Genomic DNA, 26,049 nt, shown 5'->3' on the forward strand with positions numbered 1-26,049 from the left:
GACCTCATGAGCATGTTAGTTCTTGGGCGGCAGGCCCATCGCCGCACGGTAGGCGGCGAGCTGCTTGGCGCGGCCGAATTCGTCGGTCAGACGATTCCATTCCTTCGCCATCGCGTCGAGAGCCGCCTGCGGCGTGGTCTGGCCGGCCAGCGCCTTGCCGAGCTCGATTTCCACGACCTCGGTGTAGGAGAAGTAGCCGGGCAGCCGCATGTCGAGCGCCACGTTCTTGGCGTTGATCGAGTCCGACTGCGCGCCGAGATACTCCTTGGCCTCTTCAGACGTGAAGATCTTGCTCCAGAGCTGCAGATTGGCCGTGTGCGACTTGCGATAGGGATTGACGCCGCTGCCGCCGGTGATCGCCGCCTGACCGGACACTTCCGGGCTGGTCAGCGTCTTGACGAAGTCCCACGCCGCCTGCTGGTTCTTGCCGGCCTTCGGCACGGCAATCTGCCAGCCACCGAACGCCATGAACGGGCCCGGCAACACCGACGGGAACTTGTCCCACTTCTTGGTCTTGGCGTTCCAGATCTCATCCGAACCGGGTAGCATCGCCGAGCCCACCTTGCCGGAGATTTTCGATTGCTTCGGATCGGCCGCAATGACGCCGGTGTCGCCCCATCCGATCGACTCCGCTACCTGACCGCCGGCCACCGCCGCGTTCACCTCGCCGAAGGAGAAGTTGAGCGCGTTGGGCGGTCCAAGCTTCGAGGCGCGGATATATTCCTCCAGCCCCTTCACCCAGCCGGGATTGTTGATCTGGGCGTCCATCGTCTCCGGGTCGAAGAACATCGCGCCCGGATAGTTCGGGTTGTTGGTATAGGCCGCCGCATGGCTGAAGAAGAACCAGAACTGCTGGCCGCCGCGACGGAACGCTTCCGCCGTGCCCCACAGCCCCTTGTCCGGGCGCTGGAAGAACTCGGCGATGTCGAGATACTGCTTCCAGGTCTTCGGCGGCGCCAGGTCGTAGCCGTATTTGGCCTTGAAGCCGTCCTTCTCCTTGGGATCGCTGAACAGGTCGGTGCGGTAGGTGTAGGTGTGCACGTCGCCGTCCATCGACTGCGAATAGATCTTGCCTTCCCACACCATCAGGCGTTCGCGATAGGCAGGCTCGATATCGTCCCAATCCTTGCCGGACTGCATCTCCTTCGGCATCTCGCTGAGATAGGGCACGAAGTCCGGCAGCCAGGCCGGTGCAAAGCTGACGAGATCGAAGGTCGCATCCGACGACGTCAGCGACGTCGCGATCTTAGGATACAGCTCCGACCACGGAAACTCGACGACATTGACCTTGCCGCAGGTCTTCTTCGTCCATTCGTCCGCGCCGAGCTTGAGCGCGGAGGCGATATATGGCCCGGTCTGCGACGCCACCGTCAAGGTGACGCCGGAATAATCCGGACTGCAGGCGGCGTTCGCCTGGGCCGTGATACAGGCCGTGGCGAGCGAGGTGGCAAGCATCAGGAACGTTCGTCGCAACATCGTCTACTCCTCCCTACCTAAGTCTTCTTACTTGATGGCTCCGAGCAGCAGGCCGGAGCGCATCATGCGGCTCAGCAGGCCCGCCATGATCATCATCGGAATGATGGCGACCAGCGCCGCCGCCGAAATCGCCCACCATTCATCGCCGCGCTGGCTGTTCTGTCCCGCCACCAGAATGGGAAGCGTCTGCCATCTGGAATTGGTCAGGAACAGTGCGAACAGGAACTCGTTCCAGACAAAGGCCAGCGTGATCATGAAGGTCGCCAGCAGTCCGTTCATCGACATCGGCACCACGATGCCGAAGAAGATGCGCCAGCTCGGCACGTTGTCGACCATCGCGGCCTCCTCGACCTCGATCGGCACGGCCTCGAAGAAGTCCCGCATCAGCCAGACGACGATCGGCAGCGAGAACGCGACGTAGCACAGCGTCAAGCCGATGTAGCTGTCGATGAGCTGGAATCCGAGCCTGCCGATCTCGCTGTAGAGCAGATACAGCGCAAAGGCCGCGACGATCGGCGGGAACATGCGCTGGCTGACGAACCAGAACAGGATATCCTCATTGCCGAGGATCGGTCCGGGCAAGGGAAGCCGGTTGGCGATAACCGCGACCACAAGTGCGATCGGGAAGGCCAGCAGCAGCGCCTGCGGCCGCGTGAAGCCAAGCGTGTTGTTGAAGACGAGATAGCCGCCGAGCGCGAGCAGGAGGAAGGCGAGACCCGCGCCGAGGCGGACCTTGAACTCGAACCGCACCAGCGCATAGGCCGCCATCGCACCGATCGTGGTGGCGATCGCCGCAGCCGAGAGGCCCACGATGGTCGAGTTCAGGAAGGTCCGGAAGAACTCACCGCGGATGCCATGGTAGAGGTCGATGAAGGCCTGCAAGGTCGGCGTGAAGTCGACGAACGGCAGGTAGGTCGGGCCGCCGACCACGCCCGGCGGCGTCTTGAACGCCGTCACCACCACCCAATAAAGCGGAAACACCGTGATCAAGCACCAGACGAGCACGCCGGCAGCGACCAGGCGGCGGCTCCAGGGGGAAAGTCCGGTCAGGTCGCGGCCGCTCATCGGCGCTTCTCCAGATGCGGCCGCAGCAGCGCCAGATAGGTGACGCCGATGATCGTAATCGCGATCAGGAACAGGAAGCTCAGCGCGGACGTGTAGCCGAGATTGAACTTCTTGAACCCTTCCTGGTAGGCGAACAGGGTCAGCGTCTCGGTCTCCACCCCCGGTCCGCCGCCCGTCATCACGAACACGGTGTCCATGATCTTGTAGCTCTCGATCAGCCGGATAAAGACGACCGCGGCCGAGATCGGCAGCATCATCGGAAAGGTGATGCCCCAAAACTGTTGCCAGGCGCTGGCATTCTCGAGCTCGGCCGCCTCGTAGACATCCTGCGGCAGCGTTTGCAGCCCGGCCAGCATCATCAGGATCACGAACGGCGTCCACTGCCAGATCTCGACCGCGATGATGCAGGCGAGCGCCCAATGCCCGTTGGTGAGGAATGGCAGGTTGACCAGGCCGAACTGGCTGAGGAACTGGTTGAGCGGCCCCATGGTCGGGTTGAACATCATGCGCGCCACCAGCGCGACAGCCACCGGCGCGAGCAGCATAGGCAGCAGCAAAGCGACACGAAACAGCCGCTCGCCCGGCACACGCGCATTGAGCGCCAACGCCACGCCGAAGCCGATTGCGTATTGCAGCCCGACCGCGATGAAGGCGATCAACGTCGTGGTGGAGATCGCATTCCAGAACCGCGGCTCCTGCAGCAGCGACGCATAATTGCCGAGCCAGACCACGCGGGGCGGGATCGGCGGAATGAGGCGATAGCTGAGGAAGCTCGTGGTCAGCGAATAGATCAGCGGAAAGATCGAGATCGCCAGCACGACGAGCACCGCCGGCCAGATAAAGACATGCTTGATCGGATCATTCCGCATCATCGAGTGGATCACTCCCTCAAGAGAGCTTCGATCTCCGCGCGCCGCGGCATCGAAGGTGCCGTCCCGGCTCGCGTCACCGAAATCCCGGCCGTCGCCGAACCGAAGCGCGCAGCGGCGAGCGGATCGGCGCCGTCCGCGAGCGCCGCCGCAAAGCCGCCGACGAAGGCGTCGCCCGCACCGGTCGTTTCGATCACCTTGCCGGCAGCAAACGGCGGCACATGCAGCGAGCGATCGCGGCCATGGAACAGCGCACCGCGCTCCCCGAGCGTGATCAGCGCCGTCCCCGCTCCCTTGGCCAGCAGCGCGTCGGCGGCGCGTCGCGCACCGGCGAGGTCGCCAACGGCGATCCCGGTCAACGCTTCGGCCTCGGTCTCGTTGGGTACGACATAGTCGCACAGCGTGAACAGGCTGCTATCGAACTTGATCGCCGGCGCAGGGTTGAGCACCGTGATGCAGCCTGCCGCGCGCGCGAGCTCAAGCCCGCGCCGCGCCGCATCGACAGGCTGTTCGAGCTGCGTCACGAACACCCGGCTGTCGCGGATGGCATCGGCCGCCGCGTCGACATCGGCCGGACAGAGACCGCCGGCCGCCCCGGCCACCACGATGATCGCGTTGTCGCCGCGCGTCTCGTGCACGTAGATAAACGCCGCGCCGGTCGGCGTGTCGGCGGTCTTGGCGACGCGCGGCCGGATGCCCTCGGCCTCCCACGTCTTGATCGCGAGTTCGCCGAAGGCATCGCTGCCGATCCGGGAGATGAAGGTCACGCCGGCGCCCGCGCGCGCGGCAGCGACCGCCTGATTGGATCCCTTGCCGCCGGGACCCATCGCAAATCCCGATCCGGCAATGGTCTCGCCGATCGCCGGCATGTTGCCGGCGCGGAAGGCCAGATCGACGACGAAGACGCCGAGGATGGCGACGCCGCTCCTGCTCATGGTCATCACTCTCCGTCCGGTCCGATGACGCCCTTGCTGAACAGGAAGCAGCCGTAGAAGCGGCGCTCGCCCGTTGCGATCACGCAGTAAGCCGTCTTGGCCTTTTCGTAGAAGGCGTGGCGCTCAACGCCGACAAGCGGCCAGGACCGCCCCTCGGCGTGGTCGATCGCGGATTGCACCTCGCGCTGCACCGGCGGCACTTCCTTGGGCTGGCCAACGATCTCCATCCGGATCGCCGCATCGTCGACGAAGGTGTCGAGCGGGAGCACCGAGAGAATAGCTTCGACGGCCTTGGCGGCGCTGACATTGTCGATGCGCAGCAGCCGGCCAAGCGCCGTCTGGCGCGCGATCGAGTCGGCCGGAAAATTGGTGTCGCAGACGACCAGCCGATCCCCATGCCCCATGGCGCGCAGCGCACAGAGCACGTCGGCGTTCAGCAGTGGATTGATGCCCTTGAGCATATTGCCTCCTCCCTTCCTCGAAAACGTCCGGACTCTGACGGCCCGGATTCTCCGCTCGCCTCACGGCGAGGCAGTCTCCCTAGTCTCCATAGGGAATCCAGATGTTCTTCACCTGCACCGCATGGCGGAGCAGGATCGGGCCTTCGGATGCCGCCCCGTCATACCAGTCAAGCATCAGGCCGTAGTCAACCAGCGTGCGCTTGAGATTGCCGACCGACAGCCGCTCGGCCGCCGCCGAGGCTTCCTGCGAACCGAATACCCAGAGTGCGTCGACATCGTCATGCTCGGCCAGCACATTCGCGAGCCCATCACGGCTGCCGGTGACGATATTGACGACACCTGCCGGGACATCCGACGTCTCCAGCACCTGATAGAAATCGGTCGCGGCGAGCGGATGCCGCTCGCTCGGCACGGCGACGACACGGTTGCCCATCGCAATCAACGGCGCCACCAGGCTGACGAAGGCAAGCAATGGCGCCTCGTCGGGACAGGCGACACCAACCACGCCGATCGGCTCGTGCATCGCCAGCGCAACGCCGCGCAACGGCGGCGCATGGATGCTCCCCTCGAATTTGTCGGCCCAGGCCCCATAGCTGAACAAGCGCTCGATACTGGCATCGACTTCCGCGCGCGCCTTCGCGCCCGATACACCGGTCATGTCGGCAATGCGTCGGGCGAATTCTTCCCCGCGCGCGGAGAGATTTTCGGCAAGGTAGTAAAGGATTTGGGCGCGATTATGCGCGGTGGCCTTCGCCCACGCCTCGGCCGCACGCGCCGCGGCCACGGCATTGCGGATGTCCTTGCGGTTACCCTCGCCCACCTCGCCCAGATTCCGCCCTTTCGCTGACAGCACGGCACGCGAGTAATTGCCGTCGGGGCGCACCTGCTTGCCGCCGACAAAAAGCTTCGCGGTCCGGTCGATCGGCGGCACGCCGAAGCCGGCATTCGAGCCAGCCGGAGCCGGCTGCGGAGGCGCCACCGGGCGCGGCTTACGCCCGCTCCAGGCCTTCGGCTTGAGATATTCGTGCACGCCTTCGCGGCCGCCCTCGCGACCGAACCCGGACTCGCGATAGCCGCCAAAGCCGACACTGGCATCGAATAGATTGGTCGCGTTGACCCAGACCACACCGGCCAGGAGCTTTGGCGCGATATCCAGCGCCAGCCCGATCGTCTCGCTCCACACGCTGGCGGCAAGCCCGTAACGTGTGTTGTTGGCGAGCATCACGGCCTCGTCGGGCGTGCGGAACGTCATCGCCACCAGCACCGGCCCGAAGATCTCCTCGACCGCGACGGTCGAGGACGGCTGCACGTTCCAGAGCAGGGTCGGCGGATAGAAGCACCCTTCTGCCGGGATCGCGCCGGGCGCTTGGTATTTCTCGGCGCCCTCCCTCACCCCGGTCTCGACCAGCGCCTTGATCCGCTCGAGCTGCACCGGCGCCACCACCGCACCCATGTCGATCGCCTTGTCGAGCGGCATGCCGACACGCAACGTTTCCATGCGGCGGATGAGGCGCCTGCGGAAGGTCTCGGCGATTCCTTCCTGCAGCAGCAGGCGCGAACCGGCGCAGCAGACCTGACCCTGGTTGAACCAGATGGCGTCGACCACGCCTTCCACAGCGCCGTCGATGTCGGCATCATCGAACACGATGAAGGGCGACTTGCCGCCGAGCTCGAGCGTCAGCGACTTGCCGCTCCCGGCGGTCGATTGCCGGATCAGCCGCCCGACCTCGGTCGAGCCGGTGAACGCGATCTTGTCGACGCCGGGGCTCTCGACAAGCAGCGCGCCGGTCGCGCCATCGCCCGTCACCACATTCAGCACACCCGGCGGCAGACCGGTGTCCGCCGCAAGCTCGGCGAACAGCAAGGCGGTCAGCGAGGTGAACTCGGCCGGCTTCAGCACCACCGTATTGCCCGCGGCCAGCGCGGGCGCGATCTTCCATGCCAGCATCAGCAGCGGGAAGTTCCACGGGATGATCTGCCCGATCACGCCGACCGGCACCTGATCGGCGAACTCGCGCTCCTGCAATTGCGCCCAGCCGGCATGATACAGGAAATGGCGCGCGGCGAGCGGCACGTCGAGATCTCGCGTCTCGCGGATCGGCTTGCCGTTGTCGATCGCTTCCAGCACCGCAAACAGGCGCGCATGACGCTGCAGCATGCGCGCCAGCGCGTAGAGATGGCGTGCGCGGCCGTGACCGCCGAGCTTGGCCCATAGCGGCTGCGCTTTGCGCACGGCGCGCACCGCGGCCTCGACGTCGGCGGCGGAGCCTTCGGCGATTTTGGCCAGCGTCTTGCCGGTGGCAGGCTCGATCGTCGTGAGGTGCTTGCCGGAATGCGGCGCGACGAACTTGCCGTCGATAAAGTGCCCGAACACGGCTCCGTGCTGCTTCAGCCAGGCGCGCGCTTCGCCGTCCGCCTCTGGCGCGGGACCATACTCCATGGTCTCGTAGTAATGTGCGACGCTCATCGCCGGAGTCTCATCCCACGGGGTGACGGTTGAAGGCCGAGTAGCGGCCGGTGACGTGATGCTCGAGCTGGCGCTCGATATCAGCAAGCAGGCTCGACGCGCCGATCCGGAACAGATCCGGCTCGAGCCAGTCGCGGCCCAATTCCTCCTTCATCAGGAACTGATAGTTGAGCACGTCCTTGGCCGTCGAGATTCCGCCGGCGGGCTTGAAGCCGATCTTGTAGCCGGTGCGCTCCTGATACACGCGGATCATCCGCAACATCGCGAGCGTAACCGGCAGCGTCGCATTCACGCCCTCCTTGCCGGTCGAGGTCTTGATGAAATCGGCCCCGGCCATCATGCAGACCATCGAGGCCTTGGCGACGTTGCGCAACGTCTTGAGATCGCCGGTCGCCAGAATGGTCTTCAGATGCGCATCGCCGCACGCGGCGCGGAAATCCCGCACCTCGGCATAGAGCCCGCGCCAGTCTCCGGTCAGCACGTGTTCGCGGGTGATGACGATGTCGATCTCCTGCGCGCCGTCCCGGACCGAGGCTTCGATCTCCTTGAGCTTCAGGTCATGCGGCACGAGACCGGCCGGAAATCCGGTCGAGACCGCGGCGACCGGAATATCGGATCCGTCGAGCGCTTCGACTGCGGTTGCAACAAAGCGGTGATAGACGCACACCGCCCCGGTGTGCAGCTCACGGCTGGCGAAGCCGAGCGCCTCGAGAATGTCGCTTCGCACCGGGGCCTTAGCCTTGGCGCAGAGGCGTTTCACCCGCTCCGCGGTATCGTCGCCGTTGAGGGTCGTCAGATCGATGCAGGTGATCGCCTTCAGAAGCCACGCAGCCTGTGCGTCCTTCTTGACGGTGCGCCGGCCCGGCAGGCTCGCCACGCGTCGCTCGGCGGCGGACAGGTTGATCCTGATCTCGTCGATCCAATCCATCTCGAGCGCGCGACCGCTGTTGCGCGAGACCGCAAGCGCGCGCGGCTCGCCCCGACCATGAGGCTGCACCGGCACTGCGGATGGATTTTGGATGAAGACGCTCTGCGTCATCGAACCGCGATCCTAGCGAATCGACTGAAGCGCCAGATAGACTGAATGACCCGATCGCAACATGTGATCCTCCCGTTCACTGGAGCTCATCGCCTGCCGGTCGCACGACTCGCCGGACACTGGGATGAATTCACTTAGCCCGAATGTTATTATTGTAACATATGGCCGTTGATAAACTCACAACATTGTAAGATCATTGTCAACGGGATAAGCAAAGCTCGGTGACCAAAATGACTGAAACACCGACACGACCAAGCGAGACGCGCGTTCAGCGCCTGCAACGGCTGCGTCGCGCCGTCGAGAGCAGCGGCGCGCTGCACCTGAAGGACGCCGCCGAACTGCTCAAGGTGTCTGAAATGACCGTGCGACGCGACCTCGCCGGGCCGGAGGCCGCGCTTGCGCTGCTCGGCGGCTACGTCGTCAACGCCGCGTCACCGACCGGGATCAAGTACACCTTCGAGCAGGAGATCGACCAGCACACCCAGGACAAGCTGCTTGCCTGCCGGTCTGCCGCCGCCTCGATCAAGGAAGGCGACACGATCTTCATCGACTGCGGCACCACGATGCAATCGCTGGCGGACTGCCTGCCCGAGGATCTGCCGCTCTCGGTAATCTGCTATTCGATGAACGTGGCGACCATCGTGACGCGGCGCCCGGCCACGCAGGTGATGCTGATGGGCGGGCTCTACCATCCCTCGTCGCAGTCCTTCTCATCGGACGATGGCTTGGCCTACCTGCGGCGGCTCGGGATCAACAAGGCCTTCATCTCCGCAGGCGGCGTGCACTGGAGCCGCGGCGCGAGCTGCTCGAACTTTCACGAAGTCGCCATCAAGCAGGCCGTCATTGCCACCGCGATGGAAAGTATCCTGGTGGTCGATGCGAGCAAGCTCGGCAGCCTCAAGCCGGCGTTCTTCTCCGACGTCGAGGCGTATTCGCGGATCATCGTCGGCGGCATGGCCTCAGCGGAGATGCGCAAGCACTTCCGCAGCCTGCCCGTCGAGTATGTGACCAACGCAACCTGACCCGGGCGGGGGCTGGCTCGCCCGGATCAGGCCGGTCAGCGGTTGCACGCCGTTGCGACACCGTGCAACCGCGAGCGAAGAGCTCAGTTGCAGGCCGGCTTCGCCTTGTTGCAGGCGTCGGTCAGCTCCGGTGGAGGCTCCTTCTTGAACACCGTCTTGTAGGACTCCAGCACGTTCGACTGCGTCACCGGCAGCGCGACTGCACGCCGATCCAGGCCGGCGTTTCCTTGCCCAGCAGCGCGTTCATCATCGCCATCGCCTCTGCGACGCCCTGATCGTAGGGACGCTGCGAGCCGGTCGCCTTCAGCGGACCGCTCTTGGCGATCTCGATCGCCGATTGCAGGCCGAGGTCGACCGTGGTGACGGGGATGTCGATGCCCTGCGCCCGCATCGAGCTCAGCGTATCCAGCGCCGGCTGATCCCACACTGCGAACAATCCCTTGATATCGGGATTGCCGGTGAGGAAGTCACCGGCAATCTGCGAGACCTTCGGCGGATCGGTGAAATCGACCTGCTTCATCTTGATGTCCGGCCGGTTCTTCTTCATCCACTCGCGGACGCCCTTGGTGCGCTCGTTGGTGCTGAAATAGTCGACGCCGAAATTGACGAGGCCGATGGTGCCGCCCTGCGCCACGCAGGAGGCCAGGATCTGCGCCGCGATCTGCCCGTTGCCCTGGCTGTCCGCCGAGACCATCGCGGCGTATTCCTCGGGATGCTTCAGGCCGGTCGGAATGCTGTCCATCAGGACCAGCTTGATGCCGGCCTTGGCGATCTTCTTGTAGGTCGGCGCGGTCGCGGTGAAGTCGACCGGGATCGAGATGATGCCATCCGGATGCTGCTGGATGGTGTTCTCGATGTCGGCGATCTGCTTGTCGACCTGATATTCGGCCGACGCGACTCCGGTGACGGTCACGCCGTATTTCTTCAGCGTGTCGGTGATGCCCTGGATCTGGAGCTGCGACCAGTCGAGATTGACCGTCTGCATGGAGATGCCGACCTTGAAATGGCGCTCCTTGATCTTGGCCACATCGGCCTCCGACAGCGCGAGCACCTCGGGCGACGCAGCCTTCTCGCCATGCGGCCCCTGTCCGACGATCGATTTCGGTCCGAGTGTCGAAAGATCGACGCCCTTGATGCAGGTTGCCGGCACTTCGGCCATGGCTGCGGGAACAGTTGAAATCACCGTTGCCGCAATCAGCGCGGTCAGCGGCACGGTTTGTCGCAAGATTGGCTTCATGGTTTCCTCCCATTTTGGTCGCCGATTGACCGGAGGGCCAGCGACCTTGCCCCTACCCGCGCAGCGCAATGAATCTGTGCGTCATGCGATGCGCCTGACCCCGCCTAGCGTTTCGTGAAAGCCACCGCGGCAACGATGATCGCGCCCTTGATCACGAGCTGCATCGGCGAGCTGACGCCGAGCAGCACGAGACCATTGTTGAGCATTCCGATGATCAGGCTGCCGAACAAGGTGCCCAGGATGTAGCCGCGCCCGCCGAACAGGCTGCAGCCACCGAGAATGACGGCAGCAATGACGTCGAGCTCCATGCCCTGCACGACATCCGGCCGCGCCGCGTGCGAGCGCGCCGACAGCACCAGCGCCGCAAGACCGGCCAGCGTGCCGGTGAGGACGAAAGCTGCCGTCGTCACCCATTTGGTGTTGATGCCCGAATAGAGCGCCGCCGTCGGGTTGCCGCCGACCGCATAGATCCGCCGGCCAAACACGTTGTAGTGCAGCAGCAGGATGCCCGCGATCATCGCGGCCAGCGTCCAGGCGATCGGCACGGGAATGCCCAGGAATGAGCCCTCGCCGAAGACCGAAAAATACGTCTCGTTGGTGATGATGACCGGTTTGGTGTTGGTGACCATCATTGCGAACCCACGCGCCACGCTGAGCGTGCCGAGCGTCACCAGGAACGATGGAATCGAGAGTTGCGTGGTCAGGATGCCGTTGAGCAAACCGACCAGCGCGCCGGTGCCGAGCCCGGCCACCGCGCCGACGATCCAACTGTTGTCGATCCGGCTCATTGCCAGCGCCGCCGCCATGCCCGAGAGCGCCAGGGTCGATGCGACCGACAGATCAATCTGGCGCGCAATGATGACGAAGGTCATGCCGACGGCGATGATCGACACCAGCGTGGTCTGCCGGCCAATGTTGAGGAAGTTCTCGACCGACAGGAACCAGGGCGAGGACAGGCTGAACACGACGAGCAGGATGACGAAGGCGATGTAGAGCATGTACGGCCGCTCGCCGCGCAGCAGGCTCTGCAGCAGCTTGCGACGGCGATCGGACGGTGTCGGCGGGGCGACGATATTGGACGCGGTCAATTCGGTCATGCTGGCAGCTCTTGCGATACGCCTCTTTCCAATGCGCTTTGGCCGGAGGCCTGGAACACCTGGAGGAGATGATGAAGCTCCTCGGCATCGTCGATCTCACCACGCACCAGGGTCCGGACGACGCGGCCGTCGACGATCACGGAAATGCGGTCACAGAGCTCGATCAGCTCGACCAGGTCGGAGGAGACGACGAGAACGCCGGTGCCATCGCGGACGGCATGCCGGATCACGCCGTAGATTTCCTTGCGCGCGCCGACATCGACGCCGACGGTGGGCTCGTCGAGAAGCAGCACGCGCGGCCGCGGATCGTTCCATTTGGCGAATACGACCTTCTGCTGGTTGCCGCCGGAGAGCGTCCTGACCAGGCTCGCGGCGCCCTGCGCCTTCACCGCGAGCTTGCCGATCGCATTCTCCGCGCGCCGCAGCGCCGCGCGGTGCTGCATCCAGCCCCAGCGCGATAAATAGGGGAGCCGCGACAGCGTGACGTTCCGCTCGATCGAATGATCCAGCACCAGGCCCTGCACGTGACGATCCTCGGGCACCAGCGCGATGCCCCGGTCGATCGCGTCGGCCGGGCTCTTCGGCAGCCATCGACGGCCGTCGATTTCGAATGTGCCGCTTTCGACCGGCCGCAGGCCGAAGATGGTTTCCAGGATCTCGGTGCGGCCGCTGCCGATCAATCCGGCCAGGCCATGGATCTCGCCCTCCCTAACCGACAGGTCCACCGCACGGAGGCTGTCATTGGATACGTTCGATAGAGATAGAACGAGCGGCGCCTCGACGGAACGCGTGGCCGGCGGTTTAGCGCGAGGTGCAGACGGCGTCGCGCGATCGCTTCCGACGATCGCATTGACCAGCCGCTTCATGTCAGTCGCCGCGGTGACGAACGTGCCGGCATTGGCGCCGTCGCGCAGCACCGTGACGCGCTGCGAGATCTCGAACACTTCGTTCAGCCGATGGGTCACATAGATCACACCGACCCCGCGGCGCGTCACCTTCCCGATCGCGTCAAACAGGATGCGGACCTCGTCCGACGTCAGCGACGACGTCGGCTCATCGAGGATGAGCAGCCGCACCTCACCCATCAGCGCTTTCGCGATCTCCGTCATCTGGCGATAAGCAAACGGCAACGAGCCCACGGTCGCCCTGATGTCGAGGGGAATGCCGAGTTGCGCCAAAAACTCTCGGGCCTGCGCCATCAATGCGCGCTTCCGGACAAAGCCGAAGCGGCCGAGCGGCTCGCGGCCGAGCAACAGATTGTCGGCGACGCTGAGCGATTCAACGAGGCTGAGGTCTTGGTAGACGACGGCGATGCCCGCCTCGCGCGACTTCGCCGGGCTGTCGAACGCCACCGGCTGGCCTGCGATCTCGATCGCGCCGCTATCGAAGGCATGCACGCCGCTGAGAATCTTGATCAGCGTGGATTTTCCGGCGCCGTTCTCGCCGAGCAGCGCATGCACCTCACCGGCGCGGACCTCGAGGTTCACATCGCGCAACGCACGCACGCCGCCGAAGCGCTTGTTGATGCCGTTGACCATCACGAGCGGCGTCGGCGATCCGGGCTGTGCTGCAACCGAACCAGACGGCTCCACCTTCTCCTCCCGCTCAGCCCATCGCTGCTACGATGGTGACATTTTGTTATTATTGCAACTTGCTATGTTATAATTCTATCATATCGACCAACCTGTCAATGGGAGATCGAACCAGCGAGCGGCGAACAACCTGACGGGAGGCCAAATGGGCGGGCGCATACAGATCCAGGCGGTCGGCACGCCAGGAAGGCGGCTTCGTCCACGGGTGGCGCGTGATGTCGGACAACAGTCCAAGGCCAGGACCAAGCCGGCCGCGTATCTGGAGCGCGCGCCGTTACACTGCGCGGTTCTGCGTCGGCGCCCGGCCGCCGCCGTCGGCAACCAGCACGGCGCCCGTCACGAAGGATGCTTCGTCGGACACGAGGAACAGGCAGCAGGCGGCGATCTCCGCAGGGTTCGCCATCCGTCCCAGTGCAATCCGCCGCTCCACGGCCTGGCATTCCGCCTCGGGCGTGGTGCCGTTCTGCTCGGCGAGCAATCGCATTTCATAGTCACTCATCGGCGTGCGCACCCAGCCGGGCGCCACGGCGTTGGCGCGGACGCCGTCGGCACCATGCGCATAGGCCAGCGACCGCGTGTAGGCGACGACGGCCGCCTTGCTGGCTGCGTAGCTCGCGCTGTCCGGACTGGCGTTGAAGGCGGCAACGGAGGCGATGTTCACGATAGCGCCACCGCGCTGCCTGAGCAGCGGCAAGGCCGCGCGACAGACGCGCATCGTTCCGGTGAGGTTGACGTCGAGGGTTTTGGCCCAGACCTCGTCGGAGACGTTTGCGGGTTGATCGGGAACGATCAGACCCGCCGCATTGACGACGATGTCGAGCCGCGCGCCGCAGGCATCGATGGCCTTCGCGATATCGGTTACTCGCGTGACATCGCCAGGGATCGCCTGTCCGCCGGATTCGGCCGCAGCCGCCGCGAGCTCGGCGTCGCCAAGACCAAACAGCAAGACATCGGCGCCATTCCGCGCCAGTAGCAGGGCCGTCGCCCGACCGATCCCGGTTGCGGCGCCGGTGACCAGTGCGGTCTTCCCGTCAAGCCGCGCCATCTACAGTCCCCATTGCCGTTCAACGGCAAATCCAGTCTCCGGCAACGTTGAACCGCCGTCGACGACGATGGTTTGCCCGGTGACATACTTGGCCTCAGCCGACGCCAGATAGAGCATCGCGCAGGCGATATCGTCGGCGCTGCCCATGTGCCCGACCGGGATGAATCGCTCGAGCCGCGCCCTGTTCTCAGGCTTGCTCATGGTGCCACGGCCTGGCTTCTCGATGAAGCCGGCCTCGACACCGTTGACGGTGATGCCGTCTCGCGCCAGCTCGAGGGCGGCGCCGCGAATGAAGGCGTTGACGCCGGCTTTCGCGGCCGAGTAATGCGCACCGCCGCCCATCGCGACGCGCGCGGAGACAGAGGATGTCACCAGAATCCGCCCGAAGCTGATAGCACGCATATGCGGGATCGCGGCCTGCGCCAGCCAGAAGCTGGCATTGAGGTTCAACGCCAGCGTCTCCTCCAGCGTCGTCTCGTCGAGCTCTTCAAGTGACGACCACGGACAGCCGCCGGCATTGTGCACGACGATGTCGAGCCGGCCGTGCTGGCTGGCGACGCCGTCGATCATCAGGCGCAGGCTCGCCCGGTCGAGCCTCTCGAACGGCAGGTATCGCACCGCCAAGCCGTCGGCGGTGAGCTCGCGTGCCAGCGTCTCGGCGACGTCCTGCGTCCGATTGGCGATCACGACGGTGGCGCCGGCTTGCGCCAGCCGCGTGACGATGGCGGCGCCGATGCCCCTGCCGCCGCCGGTCACGACGGCAACCCGTTCCGCAAGATTGAACGGAGGCTCTTGCATCAGACCACTCCCGCCTCGCGCAGCAGATCGATGAACTGCGCGAAGATCGTGGTGTGTCGCGCTGCGTCCTCCGCTGACGTCGTCGGGCACATCAGGAACATCGTGTGGAACGGCGTCACCAGGATGCCTTCGTTCATGTAGAACGCGTGCAGCAGGGTCTCGAGATCGGGCTGGCGCCCAGCGATGACATCGGCGCCGCTGCGCGGCGGCCGCGGCATGAACATGATCTCGGCGCGCGCGCCGACCTGCGTGACATGCCAGGGCAGCTTGTTGGCCTCGATCAGTTCGCGGGCCTCGCTCGCAAGCTGCGTTGCGGTGGTGATCATGTGATGGTAGTTCGCCGGCGTCAGCACCTTCTCCAGCACCGCGCGCATGGCCGCAACCGTCAGCGCATTACCGGCAAGGGTGCCACCGAATCCGAGATGCGCTGACTGCCGCTCGCGCGGATTGACGTGCGGAACGATGGCCCAGAGCCGCTCGGCCATCTCACGGCTCAGGCCGAAGATACCAGCAGGAATGCCGCCGGCGATCGCCTTGCCGGCAACCAGGATATCGGACTCGAGCCCATTCGCCTGGCTGTAGCCACCCGGTCCGCAGGACAGCGTATGCGTCTCGTCGATGATCAGCACCGCGCCGGCGCGGCGTGTCAGATCGCGCAATGCCCGGTGAAAGCCTGGATCGACCGGAATCATGCCGAAATTCGTCATCAGCGGCTCGGTCAGCACGCAGGCGACATCGCCATGCGCGAGCGCTGCTTCCAGCCCGGCAATATCGTTGAACTCGACGACCCGGCTCACGGCATCATGATCGACGCCGTTGGGATGGATCATGTTGCGCAGGCCGACGCGGCCGTCTCGAATTTCAACATGCGCCTCCTCAACGCCGCCATGGTAGCAGCCGGAGAACACCAGCACCTTGCGGCGCCCGGTGATCATGCGCGAGATGCGGATCGCGGCGCGGTTGGCATCGGTCGCCGAGGTCGTCAATGTCCAATACTTCGGACCGAAGCGGCGCGACAGCTCGGCGCCGACCCACAGACTGTCCTCGGTCGGCAGCATCATCGTGGCGCCACGTTTCAGTTGGCGCGTTGCAGCCTCCGTCACTGCCGCAGGCGCATGACCGCACATGCCGCCGGTGTCACCGAGGCAGAAATCGACGTAATCGCGCCCGTCGATATCCCTGATATGCGCGCCGTCGGCGTCCGCGACATAAACCGGGAAGCCGCCGGCCCAGCGCCGCATCCAGTGCGACGGGCCACCGTAGAGAAAATGCTGCTTGCCGTCCTGCCAGGCCGCCGCCGAGCGCGGATGCAGCGCGCGAAAGCGCTCTTGCTCGGCATCCAACAGCCGGTTCACGATGGCGTTGCGCTCGTCGGCTGCGACGGTCATAGCGCGATCCATGCGGTCTTGAGGTCGGTGTAAGCATCGAACGCATGCAGCGACTTGTCCCGCCCGAAGCCGGACTGCCTAAAGCCGCCGAGCGGCACGGTGATATCGGCGCCGCCATAGGTGTTGACATGCACGACGCCGGCCCTGATGGCGCGCACCATGCGATGCGCGGTCGACAGCCGGCCGGTCCACACGGCCGACGCGAGCCCGTAGGGCGTCGCGTTGGCGAGCGCGATCGCCTCCTCCTCAATGTCGAACCGCGTGACGGCAAGCACAGGGCCGAACACCTCCTCGCGCCACAGCTCCATCGCGGGCGTGACGTCGGCGAGAACCGTGGGCGCCATGAAGTTGCCGCCGCTCTCAATGCGAATCTGCTCGCCACCGGCCAGGCGCGTCGCGCCCTGCTCCTCGGCCCGCGCGACCGCGTCGAGATTCTTGCGCAACTGCGTCTGGCTCGAGATCGCGCCGATGTCGGACGTCAGCTCCAGCGGATCCCCGACCCGGAGCTTTGCCGTCGCCTGCAGCAGTTCGTCCATGAAGCGGTCATAGATCGAAGGCTGTACCAGCAGCCGCGAGCCGGCGACGCAGACCTGGCCGGAATTGCGGAAGATGCCGTTCGCCGACACCTTCGCCGCCTGCTTGATGTCAGGTACATCGGCGAACACGATGTTTGGCGACTTGCCGCCGAGTTCGAGATGAACGCGCTTCAGGTTCGAACGGGCCGAGCATTCCAACAGGCGACGGCCGACCGCGCCGGAGCCGGTGAAGGCCAGCACATCGACATCCATGTGCAGCGCGAGCGCCTCGCCGGCCGATGCGCCGCGGCCGGTGACGACATTGAGCACCCCGTCCGGCAATCCCGCTTCACTCGCCAGCTCGGCGAGCCGCAGCAGCGTCAGCGACGCCAGCTCCGGCGGCTTCACCACGACCGAATTGCCGGCGGCAAGCGCCGGACCGATCTTCCAGGCGCCGATCATCAGCGGGAAATTCCACGGCACGATCACGCCGACGACGCCGAGCGGCTCGCGATGGACGAGGCCGAGGACATCGCCTGAAGTCGGCGCGATCTCGCCATAGACCTTGTCGATCGCCTCGGCGTAGTAGCGGATGGTCCCGGCGGCCGACAGCGGCTCGGCTTTGTAGGCCATGGCGATCTCGGTGCCGTTGTCGCGTACGCCGAGCACCGCGATCTCGAGCGCGTGCTGCTCGATCAGCTCGGCGAACCGCAGCAGCACCTTCTTGCGCTGCGCCGGTGCCGCGCGCGACCAGCCGCCCTGCTCGAATGCCTGCCGCGCGCGGCTCACCGCGAGGTCGATATCGGACGCATCGCCGTCGGCGATCGTGGTCAGCACCCGGCCGTCAATCGGCGAGACGACATCGAGCCGCACATCGCGCGCGGCCGGCACTGACCGGCCACCAACGAAGAGTTGTTGGGTCGGAATTGCGGCCGACCTCAATCGATCGATCTGGGCTTGCTGCATCTGATACTGTAGCTATCGGCAAACGCGCGCTCGCACGGCGGAGCGCTGAAGTGGCGCAATCCTCGCCAATTCAAGCCTTTGGCAGCAATCAACCGATAGGTGGATGTCATCGCATCCATCGTCCCCATAGCGTGATCTGACGATAGCCGAACGCCCTGCCCGCTCGGTGCAAACACGTCGCTCCTCTATCCCTCACGCCTGCCGCCGAGCACTGACAAGGTCATGCCAGAGATCACGCAGCCCCGCATCCTCCTGATCGGAACCGGAGACACCAAGGCCGACGAACTGCTGTTCATGAGCGATTGCATCGCCCGGGCCGGCGGCACCACGATCATGATGGATATCAGCGTGCTCGGCGATCCACCCTACCGGCCCGCGCATGACAAGCACGCGGTGGCCGCCGCCGCTCAAACCACGGTCGCCAAAATCGCATCCAGCGGCGATGAGAATTCGGCAATGTCGCTGATGGCAGTCGGCGCCGCTAATCTGGCGCGCGATCTCGCCGAGCGCGACGCCATCGATGCGGTGATCGCGATCGGCGGCACGATGGGGACCGACCTCGCGCTCGACGTCGCACAGGCGCTGCCGCTCGGCCTGCCGAAACTGATCGTCTCGACGGTCGCGTTCTCGCATCTGATCCCGCCGGAACGCGTCGCGGCCGATCTGATGATGATCCTGTGGGCGGGCGGCCTCTACGGCCTCAACGGCACCTGCACCGCGGTGCTGTCGCAGGCTTGCGGCGCGATCGTCGGCGCCGCGAAGAGCGCGATCAAGCCGCAGAACAAGCGGCCGGTGGTCGCGATCACCTCGCTCGGCAAGAGCTGCCTGCGCTACATGGTCGAGCTCAAACCGCAGCTCGAGAAGCGCGGCTACGAGGTCGTGATCTTCCACACCACCGGCATGGGCGGCCGCGCGATGGAATCGATCGCCGCACAGGGCGGCTTCGCCGCGGTGCTGGACCTCAGCCTTCAGGAGGTCGCCAACCAGTTCACAGGATCGATGGTGAATTCGGGCGCGGACCGGCTGGAGAATGCCGGCCGCGCGGGCATTCCGCAGATCGTCGCTCCCGGCGCCGTCGACATGGTGGATTTTCCAGCGTGGCTGCCGGTCCCAAAGGATCTTGCCGACCGTCCCTTCCATGCGCACAACCGTCTGCTCGCATCGGCGACATCGAAGTCCGCCGACCGCCGCCGGATCGCACGCGCGATCGCCGAGAAGCTGGCTCGCGCCAAGGCGCCGGTCGCCTTCGTGCTGCCCACAGGCGGCATCCAGCAATGGGACCGCGCCGGCGAACCGCTGCATGATCCCGAGGCCCTCTCCGCCTTTGTCGATGCGATGCGCGCGGCCATCGCGGCGCCAATCGAGCTGCACGAGATCGAGGACCATATCAACAGCGCCATCTTCAACGAGACGGTGCTCGGCATCTTCGACCGCTGGGTCGAGGCCGGCATCGTGCCGGCCGGCCGCACGACGGTTGCCGCGTGAGCAGGCCGATCGCCAAAGCCTTGGTGCTGGATTTCGGCGGAGTTATCTCCAAAACGCTGTTCGAGACCCACGACCTGACGGAGCGCACGCTTGGTCTCGCCAAGGGCACGCTGACCTGGCGCGGTCCGTTCGCCCTCGACAGCGATCCGCTCTGGGCCGCGATGCAGCGCGGCGAGATCTCTGAGCGCGACTACTGGCTGACGCGCAGCCGCGAGATCGGTCGCATGCTGGGCGAGGACTGGCCTGACATGGAGACCTTCGTAAGGCGCGCGCGCGGCGCTGACCCCGAAACCGTGATCCGCCCCGAAGCCGAGCACGCGACCCGGATCGTGGCCGACGCCGGCTTCAGGCTCGCCATCCTCTCGAACGAGCTCGACTTGTTCTATGGCGCGGATTTCCGCGCCCGCCTTCCGATATTGGCGCGCTTCGATGCGATCGTGGACGCGACGCATACCGGAATCCTGAAGCCCGATCCGCGCGCCTATCAGAGCGCGCTGGACGCGCTGTCGCTTAACGCGGATGATTGCGTGTTCGTCGACGACCAGCGCCGCAACATCGCGGGCGCGGAGGCGTGCCGCATGCGCACGGTGCTGTTCGACGTGAAGAACCCTGCTGCGTCGTACCGTGAAGCGCTGCGCCATTTCGAACTGCAATTCGACTGAGCCGGACGGGAAACCACCATGCGCGACAGAAACTTTTTGGTCGAGAACAACGCCAAGCCGATCTGGCACCCGATGGCCCATCCGGCCGAGATGCGGGCGCAGCCGCCGCGGATCGTGATGCAGGCCGAGGGCGTGCACGTCACCGACATCGACGGCAAGACCGTGCTGGATGCGGTCGGCGGCCTCTGGAACGTCAATCTCGGCTATAGCTGCGATCCCATCAAGCAGGCGATCGCTGATCAGCTCAACGCGCTGCCCTACTATTCGGGTTTCCGCGGCACCTCGACCGGCCCGTCGATCGAGCTCGCCTACGAGCTCACCGAATGGTTCAAGCCGGAAGGCATGGTGCGCGCCTTCTTCACCTCGGGTGGATCCGACTCGGTCGAGACCGCGCTGCGGCTCGCGCGGCAATACTGGAAGATCAGGGGCCAGGCCGACCGGACCAAGTTCCTGGCGCTGAAGAAGGGCTATCACGGCACGCATTTCGGCGGTGCCTCGGTCAACGGCAACGCCAACTTCCGCCGCAACTACGAGCCGCTGCTGCCGGGCGTGTTTCACATCCCCGCGCCCTCGACCTACCGCAATCCCTTCAACGAGACCGATCCAGCAAAGCTCGCGCAACTCTGCGCGGCGGCGATGGAGGACGAGATCGCATTCCAGGGCGCCGACACCATCGCCGCCTTCATCATGGAGCCGGTGCTCGGCGCCGGCGGCGTGATCGTGCCGCCTGAGAACTTCATGAAGTTGGCGCGCGCGATCTGTGACCGCCACGGCATCCTGATGATCGCGGACGAGGTCGTCACCGGCTTCGGCCGCACCGGCGCATGGTCGGGCTCGCGGCTGTGGGGCGTGAAGCCCGACATGATGACGATGGCCAAGGCGATCACGTCCGGCTATTTCCCGCTCGGCGCGACGCTGATCGGTGAAGCCGTCGCGGAGGTCTTCGAAGCCGACACAAGTTCATTCGGCTCGATCGGGCACGGCTACACCTATTCGGGCCATCCGGTCGGTTGCGCCGCCGGCCTTGCGGCGCTTGCCGAGACACGGCGCCTGAAGCTCGATGAGAATGCCGCCGCCAGGGGCGTGGAGCTCGCGGCCGCGCTCGCAAGGCTCAAGGCCAAACATCCGCTCGTCGGTGACGTCAGGGGCAAGGGCCTGATGGCCGCGCTCGAATTGGTCGCCGATCGCGATAGCAAGAAGGCCGCTGACAAGAAGACGATGGCCAGGGTCGCCGATGCCGCCTACGAGGCCGGCGTGATGCTGCGCGTCTCCGGCAACACCATCATCCTGTCGCCGCCCCTGATCCTCACCGCCGCCGATGTGAGCAGGATCGCCGAAGGGATCGACGCCGGGCTCTCGGCAGCCGCCTGATCCGTTATGAAGCTTCATCGTCATTGCGAGCAGCGAAGCGACGACTTGTCCGCCGAAGCCCTTGGCGAAGGCAGAAGCAATCCATTTCCGCGTATGCGTCGGCCGTGGGTTGCTTCGCGGAGCCTGTCATCGGGTGCGCGTTCGCGCGACCCGTTGGCTCGCAATGACGGGGATGGGACCACACGCAGAATTCATCTCGCGCTCACGCAGGCGATGGCCCGCTCGAACAGCGCGCCATCGGTCTTGTCGCGGTCGAGGCAATCGGCCAGCGAGGCCGGCGACATAGTCTGGTCAGTGCAGAAAATCCGCATGAAGTCCGCTGCGAGCGCGATCCTGCGCGGCGCCGGCTGCTTCTCCCAGTCGCTGCCGCTCAGATAGAGTAAGGACGTGTCCACGCTCATCGGCTCAGGCGAGATCGTCGCGCCACGCGCCGCTTGCGCCGCGACGAACGGCAGTAGGACGCAAGCGATCGCAGAGAGACGATGCAGGCGGCCGCTCATTTTGCGGCCTTGACGTCGACGGCCGCGGGCGGCACGTCGAGCGCCGGATTGCGATCGAAGAAGTTGAACGGGCGCAGCCGGAAACCGTGCCACAGCCCAGGCATGACCGGCCAGTCCTCGGCGCGCGGCACGTGGCGGAAGCCGACGGTGTACCACAGCACGAGATCGCGATCCTCGATCGATCGCTTGGCGGCAGTCCATTTCGGCAGGCCGTCCACCTCAGCATTTTCGTTCGGATAGAGACCGGCCGCGTATCTCTCGTCCTTGGCGTAAGCCGACGCCCACAGCGTGTAGCTGCTGAAGCCGGCGCGCAACTGGATCGGCTCGTCCTTGGCGAGCAACGAGACATCGGAATGGCCGGGCATCAACTGATAGCTGGTGTGATAGCCTTGTTTATTGGTCTTGCCCGTGCTCTCGACCCTGAACTGGGCTGCGTTGAGCGGTAGCGTGATCGGCCCTTCAGTCGCAACCGGCTTGGTATCGACCTGCCAGAGGCTCTTGCGCGCGCCCTGCTCCAGCTTGCGAACGCTGAAGCGGTCCTCGACCAGCCGGTTGCCGGTGCCGTCGACATCCATGTCGATCCGGAACGTCATGTAGTGATCGTGGTTGACCGCAAGCAGTCGCTCGTCGATCAGCGTGCCGTACGCCGTATCCTGCGCGCCCGTCGGGTCGCTCAAGGTGCGGCTCGCGACGCCCTTGGTGGCGTCGATGCCGTAGGCGCCGAGCCGCACGTCGATATTGCCGGCACGATCGAACACATAGTCGACCAGATAATCGTAGTTGCCGACGACCGGCGCCATCCGCACCACGAGCTCGTTGTTCGGCCGCACCTCGGCGGTGTCGTTGAGCAGCTCGCTGTGACGCCAGATCGGATCACCGGTGGGGCGCTCGAAGATGCAGACTGCGCCCTTGGAGACGACCGGCATGCCCTTGGTATCCGAGATCATCAGGTCGAGGAAGTGCGCGCTCGCAGGGCAATCCTCGCCGGGACGTAGTTCGCTGGCGAGCACCCCGAAGCCATATTCGCCGATATCCATATAGGCGCGGAACGACCAGGTCTGGTCCGGATCCATGTAGGGCACGAACATCTCGCTCGCCGAGATCTGGTAGGCGATCTCGCGCCATGAGCCGCGGTCGTCGTAGCGGATCAGCGACAGCACCGCGCCGGCGCGCGGGTCGAGACGAACATGGAACGACCAATTGTCCCAGCGGACCTGGCCGCCCTCCACCATCACGTTGCTGCCCTCCAGCGTCGCGATCTCGACCGGTTTCGGCGCTTTGCGATATCTCCCGGAGTCAGCATAGGCGTGCGACGGCGTCGAGGAAGGCGCCGGCACGACGCCGAGATCAGTCACGGACAGTACCGATTTGGTCGTGAGATCGACCTGGGCGATTACGTTCTCGATCGGCTTGCCCCACAGATTGTTGCCCGCCCCCGACCGGTCGAGACAGGGAACGTTGAGCAGGCGATGTCCGCGCAGTGCGGGATCGGTTACCGGGCCGACCGTCAGCGGCAGGCACAGCACGTTGCTGAAGTCGGTGATGCCGCGCTTGGCCATCGCCGCGACCCACCGCGGATCCTGCTTCGGCAGGTCGCCGGCGGAGATCAGCTCGTCGATCGTGAGCGCCGCCTGCTTGTCCTTAATCTCGTCCCAGCCGGTCAGGCTGCGCGCGGCGAGATCGACCCGCGCCTCATACAGGTGCCCTTCACCGAGCAGCGTCGCCACGGCGCGCCGCGTGAACGGCTGTCCAGGCCGCCACGCCCGCACCTCGTCCTTGGGATCCTCCTCCAGCGCCATCGAGACGACCCGCATCGCGTCGTTGAACTTGCCAGCGCCACGAAGCACGTTGGACACGGACTGGATCTCGTCCGCGGTGAGCCCGTCCATCGGATGTGTTGCCGTGACCGCCGGCCACATCCTGCTCTCGGCCTGCGATTGCAGCGGCGCGGCCAGCGCCGCAACGATCACCCCGATCCATGCCCAAGCGCCACGACGGGACATCACAGCCATTCAACTTTCCCCATTTGAATCTGGTGTCGCCAGCATACAGGCAAAGGCGCCAGCATGAAGCCCCGCGCTCATCCCGCCGTCTGTTCCGACACACCTGGTAACACCGCGGTTGCGGCCGGTCGCGGTGCGGCGCGCTGCACGTCCAGGAGGCGTAGACCAATGCGGTCGCGCAGCACCGGCCAAATCCCGCGTGGCGCCACCATCATGACGATAACCGCGATAACGCCGAGCCCGACGAGATACCAGCCGCCGGTCAGCCCGAGCGGCCCGGTCATCACTTCGCGCAGGCCGAAGAAGATGATGACGCCGATGATCGGACCTTCCAGCGTCCCGATCCCGCCGATGATGACGATGAACATCATGTAGACGGACCAGTTGACGTCGAACGCCGCCAGCGGCGCGATGAAGAGATTGCCCATGAAGCTGAGCGCACCGGCGAGGCCACATCCCGCCGCCGACAGCACGAAGGCAACGAAGCGGTTGTGCTGGACGTCGACGCCGACGCTCATCGCGGCCAGATCATTGTCGCGCACGCTCATCAAGCCGAGCCCGAAGCTCGAGGTCATCAGGCGGTACAGCGCCGCGATAGTGACCAGCGTCAGCCCGCCGGCCAGCCAGAACATGATCGGCTCGAACCAGTCGAAATCGATCAGCCTGCTGGTGGCGAGCGGCACACCCGACGTCCCACCAACGGCTTGCGACTTCATTGTGAACGCGCCAATGATCTCGGCAAACACCCATATCGCGATCGAGAAATAGGCGTCGCGCAGCCGGAACAGCGGAAAGGCGATGACGGCGGCAACGGCGGCGGCCACGAGCGGAGCCACCGGCAGCACCCAGACCGGATTGACCTCGAGCCAGCCTGAGGTCAGGAACAGCGCATAGGCGCCAAAGGCGATGAAGACCTGATGACCGAGCGACACCAGCCCGGCATAGCCGGCGAGCAGGTTCCACATCTGCGCCATCGTCAGCAACAGCAGGCACTCGGTCGCGAGCCGCAGGAAGCCCTCGTTGACCACGAACGGCGCGCCAGCGATCACCGCGACCAGGACGACGGCACAGGCTGCAAGGATTGTCCGCATTGGCATCGGCGTCACACCTTGCTCGCCACGAGGCCGGACGGCCGGATCAGCAGCATGATGAAGAACAGCAGGTGGGCGTAGAGCAGCCCGGCGTTCGGATCGATCTTCAGCCCGATCAGTTGGGCCATGCCGAGCGCGATGCCGCCGAGCAGTGCGCCCCAGAACGAGCCGAGCCCGCCGAGCACGACGACCTCGAAGGCGATCAGGAGCCGCTCTGCGCCGGAGAACGGCGTGAAGCTCGAGCGCACCGCCAGCAGCACGCCGCCGATGGCGCCGAGCGCCAGCGACAGGCCCATCACGTAGTTGTAGACCCGATCGGGCTTGACCCCGGACAGCCGGACGATGTCACGCCGGTCGGCGGTGGCGCGCACGATCCGCCCGAACTCGGTGTGGCGCAGGATCAATTGTAGCGCCATGAACAACAGCGCGGCCAGCACCAGCGTCAGCAGCGGCATGATGCCGATGTTCAAACCACCGATCTCGAGGCTCGCGCGCGAGAGTTCGCCGACCTGAAGGCTGCGCACATCGGCACCGAACACCTCGACCATCACGTTGCGCAGGATCACCGACACGCCGAAGGTCAGCAGCAGTGGCGAGAGCGGATCGGGTGACGTCACGACCCGGTTGACGATGACGGCCTGGTAGATCCATCCGACCGCAAACGACAGGCCAATCACCGGGATCAGCATCAACAGCGGCGGCACCGACGGAAACAGGTTAGCGAGCAATACCGCACAGAACGCGCTCAGCACCATGAATTCGCCATGCGCGATGTTGACCACGCGCATCACGCCGAACACCAGCGCCAGCCCGATGCCGAGCAGGCCGTAAAGCCCGCCGAGCAAGGCCCCGTTGATCAACGTCTCAACCCAGATCATGTCTCACCGCTTAGTTTGTGAATGGTCGGCGCTATGAAAGTCCGCGCGCCCACTGATCACCTCTCCCCGACGGGGAGAGGTGGCGCG

22 protein-coding genes are annotated in these 26,049 nt (G+C 65.3%); 4 read left to right on the forward strand and 18 right to left on the reverse strand.

Translation table 11 applies throughout. The annotated features are described in order from the left end of the window. Positions 1-15: 15 nt before the first annotated feature. The 7 genes from P6U30_RS23650 to deoC all read right to left on the reverse strand — a co-directional run bounded on the left by P6U30_RS23650 (position 16) and on the right by deoC (position 8,201). The gene (locus P6U30_RS23650) at positions 16-1,455 is read right to left on the reverse strand and encodes an extracellular solute-binding protein (protein ID WP_407170523.1); all 1,440 of its coding nucleotides are present in this window, start codon (positions 1,453-1,455) and stop codon (positions 16-18) included. Positions 1,456-1,503: 48 nt separating this feature from the next. Beyond that, complete coding sequence (locus P6U30_RS23655; RefSeq protein ID WP_407165300.1) at positions 1,504-2,541, reverse strand: carbohydrate ABC transporter permease; 1,038 nt, start codon at positions 2,539-2,541, stop codon at positions 1,504-1,506. Beyond that, positions 2,538-3,413, reverse strand: coding sequence for a carbohydrate ABC transporter permease (locus P6U30_RS23660; RefSeq protein WP_407165301.1), 876 nt, complete (start codon positions 3,411-3,413; stop codon positions 2,538-2,540). Before P6U30_RS23660 ends, P6U30_RS23655 begins: the two co-directional genes overlap by 4 nt. An 8-nt stretch (positions 3,414-3,421) precedes the next feature. Next, positions 3,422-4,345, reverse strand: coding sequence for a ribokinase (gene rbsK, locus P6U30_RS23665; protein ID WP_407165302.1), 924 nt, complete (start codon positions 4,343-4,345; stop codon positions 3,422-3,424). A 5-nt stretch (positions 4,346-4,350) separates the two neighbouring features. Next, a complete protein-coding gene (locus tag P6U30_RS23670; RefSeq protein ID WP_407165303.1) occupies positions 4,351-4,806 on the reverse strand; it encodes an RbsD/FucU family protein in 456 nt (151 codons plus the stop codon). A 79-nt stretch (positions 4,807-4,885) separates the two neighbouring features. Next, positions 4,886-7,273 carry an aldehyde dehydrogenase family protein gene (locus P6U30_RS23675; RefSeq protein ID WP_407165304.1) on the reverse strand — a complete coding sequence of 796 codons (2,388 nt, stop codon included), beginning with the start codon at positions 7,271-7,273 and terminating at the stop codon, positions 4,886-4,888. Between the two features lie 10 nt (positions 7,274-7,283). Beyond that, positions 7,284-8,201 (reverse strand): deoxyribose-phosphate aldolase, encoded by a 918-nt coding sequence (deoC, locus tag P6U30_RS23680; RefSeq protein WP_407170524.1) that lies wholly within the window; start codon positions 8,199-8,201, stop codon positions 7,284-7,286. 341 nt (positions 8,202-8,542) lie between these two features. Here deoC and P6U30_RS23685 point away from each other — a divergent pair, with 341 nt between their 5' ends. Then, positions 8,543-9,334, forward strand: coding sequence for a DeoR/GlpR family DNA-binding transcription regulator (locus P6U30_RS23685; RefSeq protein WP_407165305.1), 792 nt, complete (start codon positions 8,543-8,545; stop codon positions 9,332-9,334). A gap of 184 nt (positions 9,335-9,518) precedes the next feature. Here P6U30_RS23685 and P6U30_RS23690 read toward each other — a convergent pair whose 3' ends face one another. The 7 genes from P6U30_RS23690 to P6U30_RS23720 form a co-directional block, all read right to left on the reverse strand. After that, complete coding sequence (locus tag P6U30_RS23690; protein ID WP_407165306.1) at positions 9,519-10,571, reverse strand: substrate-binding domain-containing protein; 1,053 nt, start codon at positions 10,569-10,571, stop codon at positions 9,519-9,521. Positions 10,572-10,675: 104 nt separating this feature from the next. After that, the gene (locus tag P6U30_RS23695; RefSeq protein ID WP_407165307.1) at positions 10,676-11,668 is read right to left on the reverse strand and encodes an ABC transporter permease; all 993 of its coding nucleotides are present in this window, start codon (positions 11,666-11,668) and stop codon (positions 10,676-10,678) included. Next, positions 11,665-13,260 (reverse strand): sugar ABC transporter ATP-binding protein, encoded by a 1,596-nt coding sequence (locus P6U30_RS23700; RefSeq protein ID WP_407165308.1) that lies wholly within the window; start codon positions 13,258-13,260, stop codon positions 11,665-11,667. The genes P6U30_RS23695 and P6U30_RS23700 overlap by 4 nt, the downstream gene beginning before the upstream one ends. Positions 13,261-13,534: 274 nt before the next feature. Beyond that, on the reverse strand, positions 13,535-14,305 hold the full coding sequence (locus P6U30_RS23705) for an SDR family NAD(P)-dependent oxidoreductase (RefSeq protein ID WP_407165309.1): 771 nt from the start codon (positions 14,303-14,305) through the stop codon (positions 13,535-13,537). Continuing rightward, positions 14,306-15,103, reverse strand: a complete 798-nt coding sequence (locus P6U30_RS23710; protein WP_407165310.1) for an SDR family oxidoreductase — start codon at positions 15,101-15,103, stop codon at positions 14,306-14,308. Continuing rightward, the gene (locus P6U30_RS23715; RefSeq protein WP_407165311.1) at positions 15,103-16,491 is read right to left on the reverse strand and encodes a transaminase; all 1,389 of its coding nucleotides are present in this window, start codon (positions 16,489-16,491) and stop codon (positions 15,103-15,105) included. Before P6U30_RS23715 ends, P6U30_RS23710 begins: the two co-directional genes overlap by 1 nt. After that, positions 16,488-17,972, reverse strand: coding sequence for an aldehyde dehydrogenase (locus tag P6U30_RS23720; RefSeq protein WP_407165312.1), 1,485 nt, complete (start codon positions 17,970-17,972; stop codon positions 16,488-16,490). Before P6U30_RS23720 ends, P6U30_RS23715 begins: the two co-directional genes overlap by 4 nt. 222 nt (positions 17,973-18,194) lie before the next feature. Here P6U30_RS23720 and P6U30_RS23725 point away from each other — a divergent pair, with 222 nt between their 5' ends. Genes P6U30_RS23725 through P6U30_RS23735 form a run of 3 tightly spaced genes read left to right on the forward strand, consistent with a single transcriptional unit; the run spans position 18,195 to position 21,490 of the window. Beyond that, positions 18,195-19,457: a Tm-1-like ATP-binding domain-containing protein gene (locus tag P6U30_RS23725; protein ID WP_407165313.1), complete on the forward strand. Its 1,263-nt coding sequence runs from the start codon at positions 18,195-18,197 to the stop codon at positions 19,455-19,457. 8 nt (positions 19,458-19,465) lie between these two features. Then, a complete protein-coding gene (locus P6U30_RS23730; protein WP_407170525.1) occupies positions 19,466-20,119 on the forward strand; it encodes an HAD-IA family hydrolase in 654 nt (217 codons plus the stop codon). Positions 20,120-20,137: 18 nt separating this feature from the next. Further along, positions 20,138-21,490, forward strand: coding sequence for an aminotransferase class III-fold pyridoxal phosphate-dependent enzyme (locus tag P6U30_RS23735; protein WP_407165314.1), 1,353 nt, complete (start codon positions 20,138-20,140; stop codon positions 21,488-21,490). Positions 21,491-21,681: 191 nt separating this feature from the next. Here the strand turns inward: P6U30_RS23735 and P6U30_RS23740 are convergent, their stop codons facing one another. From P6U30_RS23740 to P6U30_RS23755, 4 genes are all read right to left on the reverse strand, one after another. Beyond that, a complete protein-coding gene (locus tag P6U30_RS23740) occupies positions 21,682-21,990 on the reverse strand; it encodes a hypothetical protein (RefSeq protein ID WP_407165315.1) in 309 nt (102 codons plus the stop codon). Further along, complete coding sequence (locus P6U30_RS23745) at positions 21,987-24,002, reverse strand: tyramine oxidase (protein ID WP_407165316.1); 2,016 nt, start codon at positions 24,000-24,002, stop codon at positions 21,987-21,989. Before P6U30_RS23745 ends, P6U30_RS23740 begins: the two co-directional genes overlap by 4 nt. A 68-nt stretch (positions 24,003-24,070) precedes the next feature. Next, on the reverse strand, positions 24,071-25,090 hold the full coding sequence (locus P6U30_RS23750; RefSeq protein ID WP_407165317.1) for a branched-chain amino acid ABC transporter permease: 1,020 nt from the start codon (positions 25,088-25,090) through the stop codon (positions 24,071-24,073). A gap of 5 nt (positions 25,091-25,095) precedes the next feature. Then, positions 25,096-25,962: a branched-chain amino acid ABC transporter permease gene (locus P6U30_RS23755; RefSeq protein ID WP_407165318.1), complete on the reverse strand. Its 867-nt coding sequence runs from the start codon at positions 25,960-25,962 to the stop codon at positions 25,096-25,098. Positions 25,963-26,049 lie beyond the last annotated feature (87 nt).

The sequence above is a fragment of the Bradyrhizobium sp. ORS 111 genome (assembly GCF_045571485.1).
Lineage (GTDB): Bacteria > Pseudomonadota > Alphaproteobacteria > Rhizobiales > Xanthobacteraceae > Bradyrhizobium.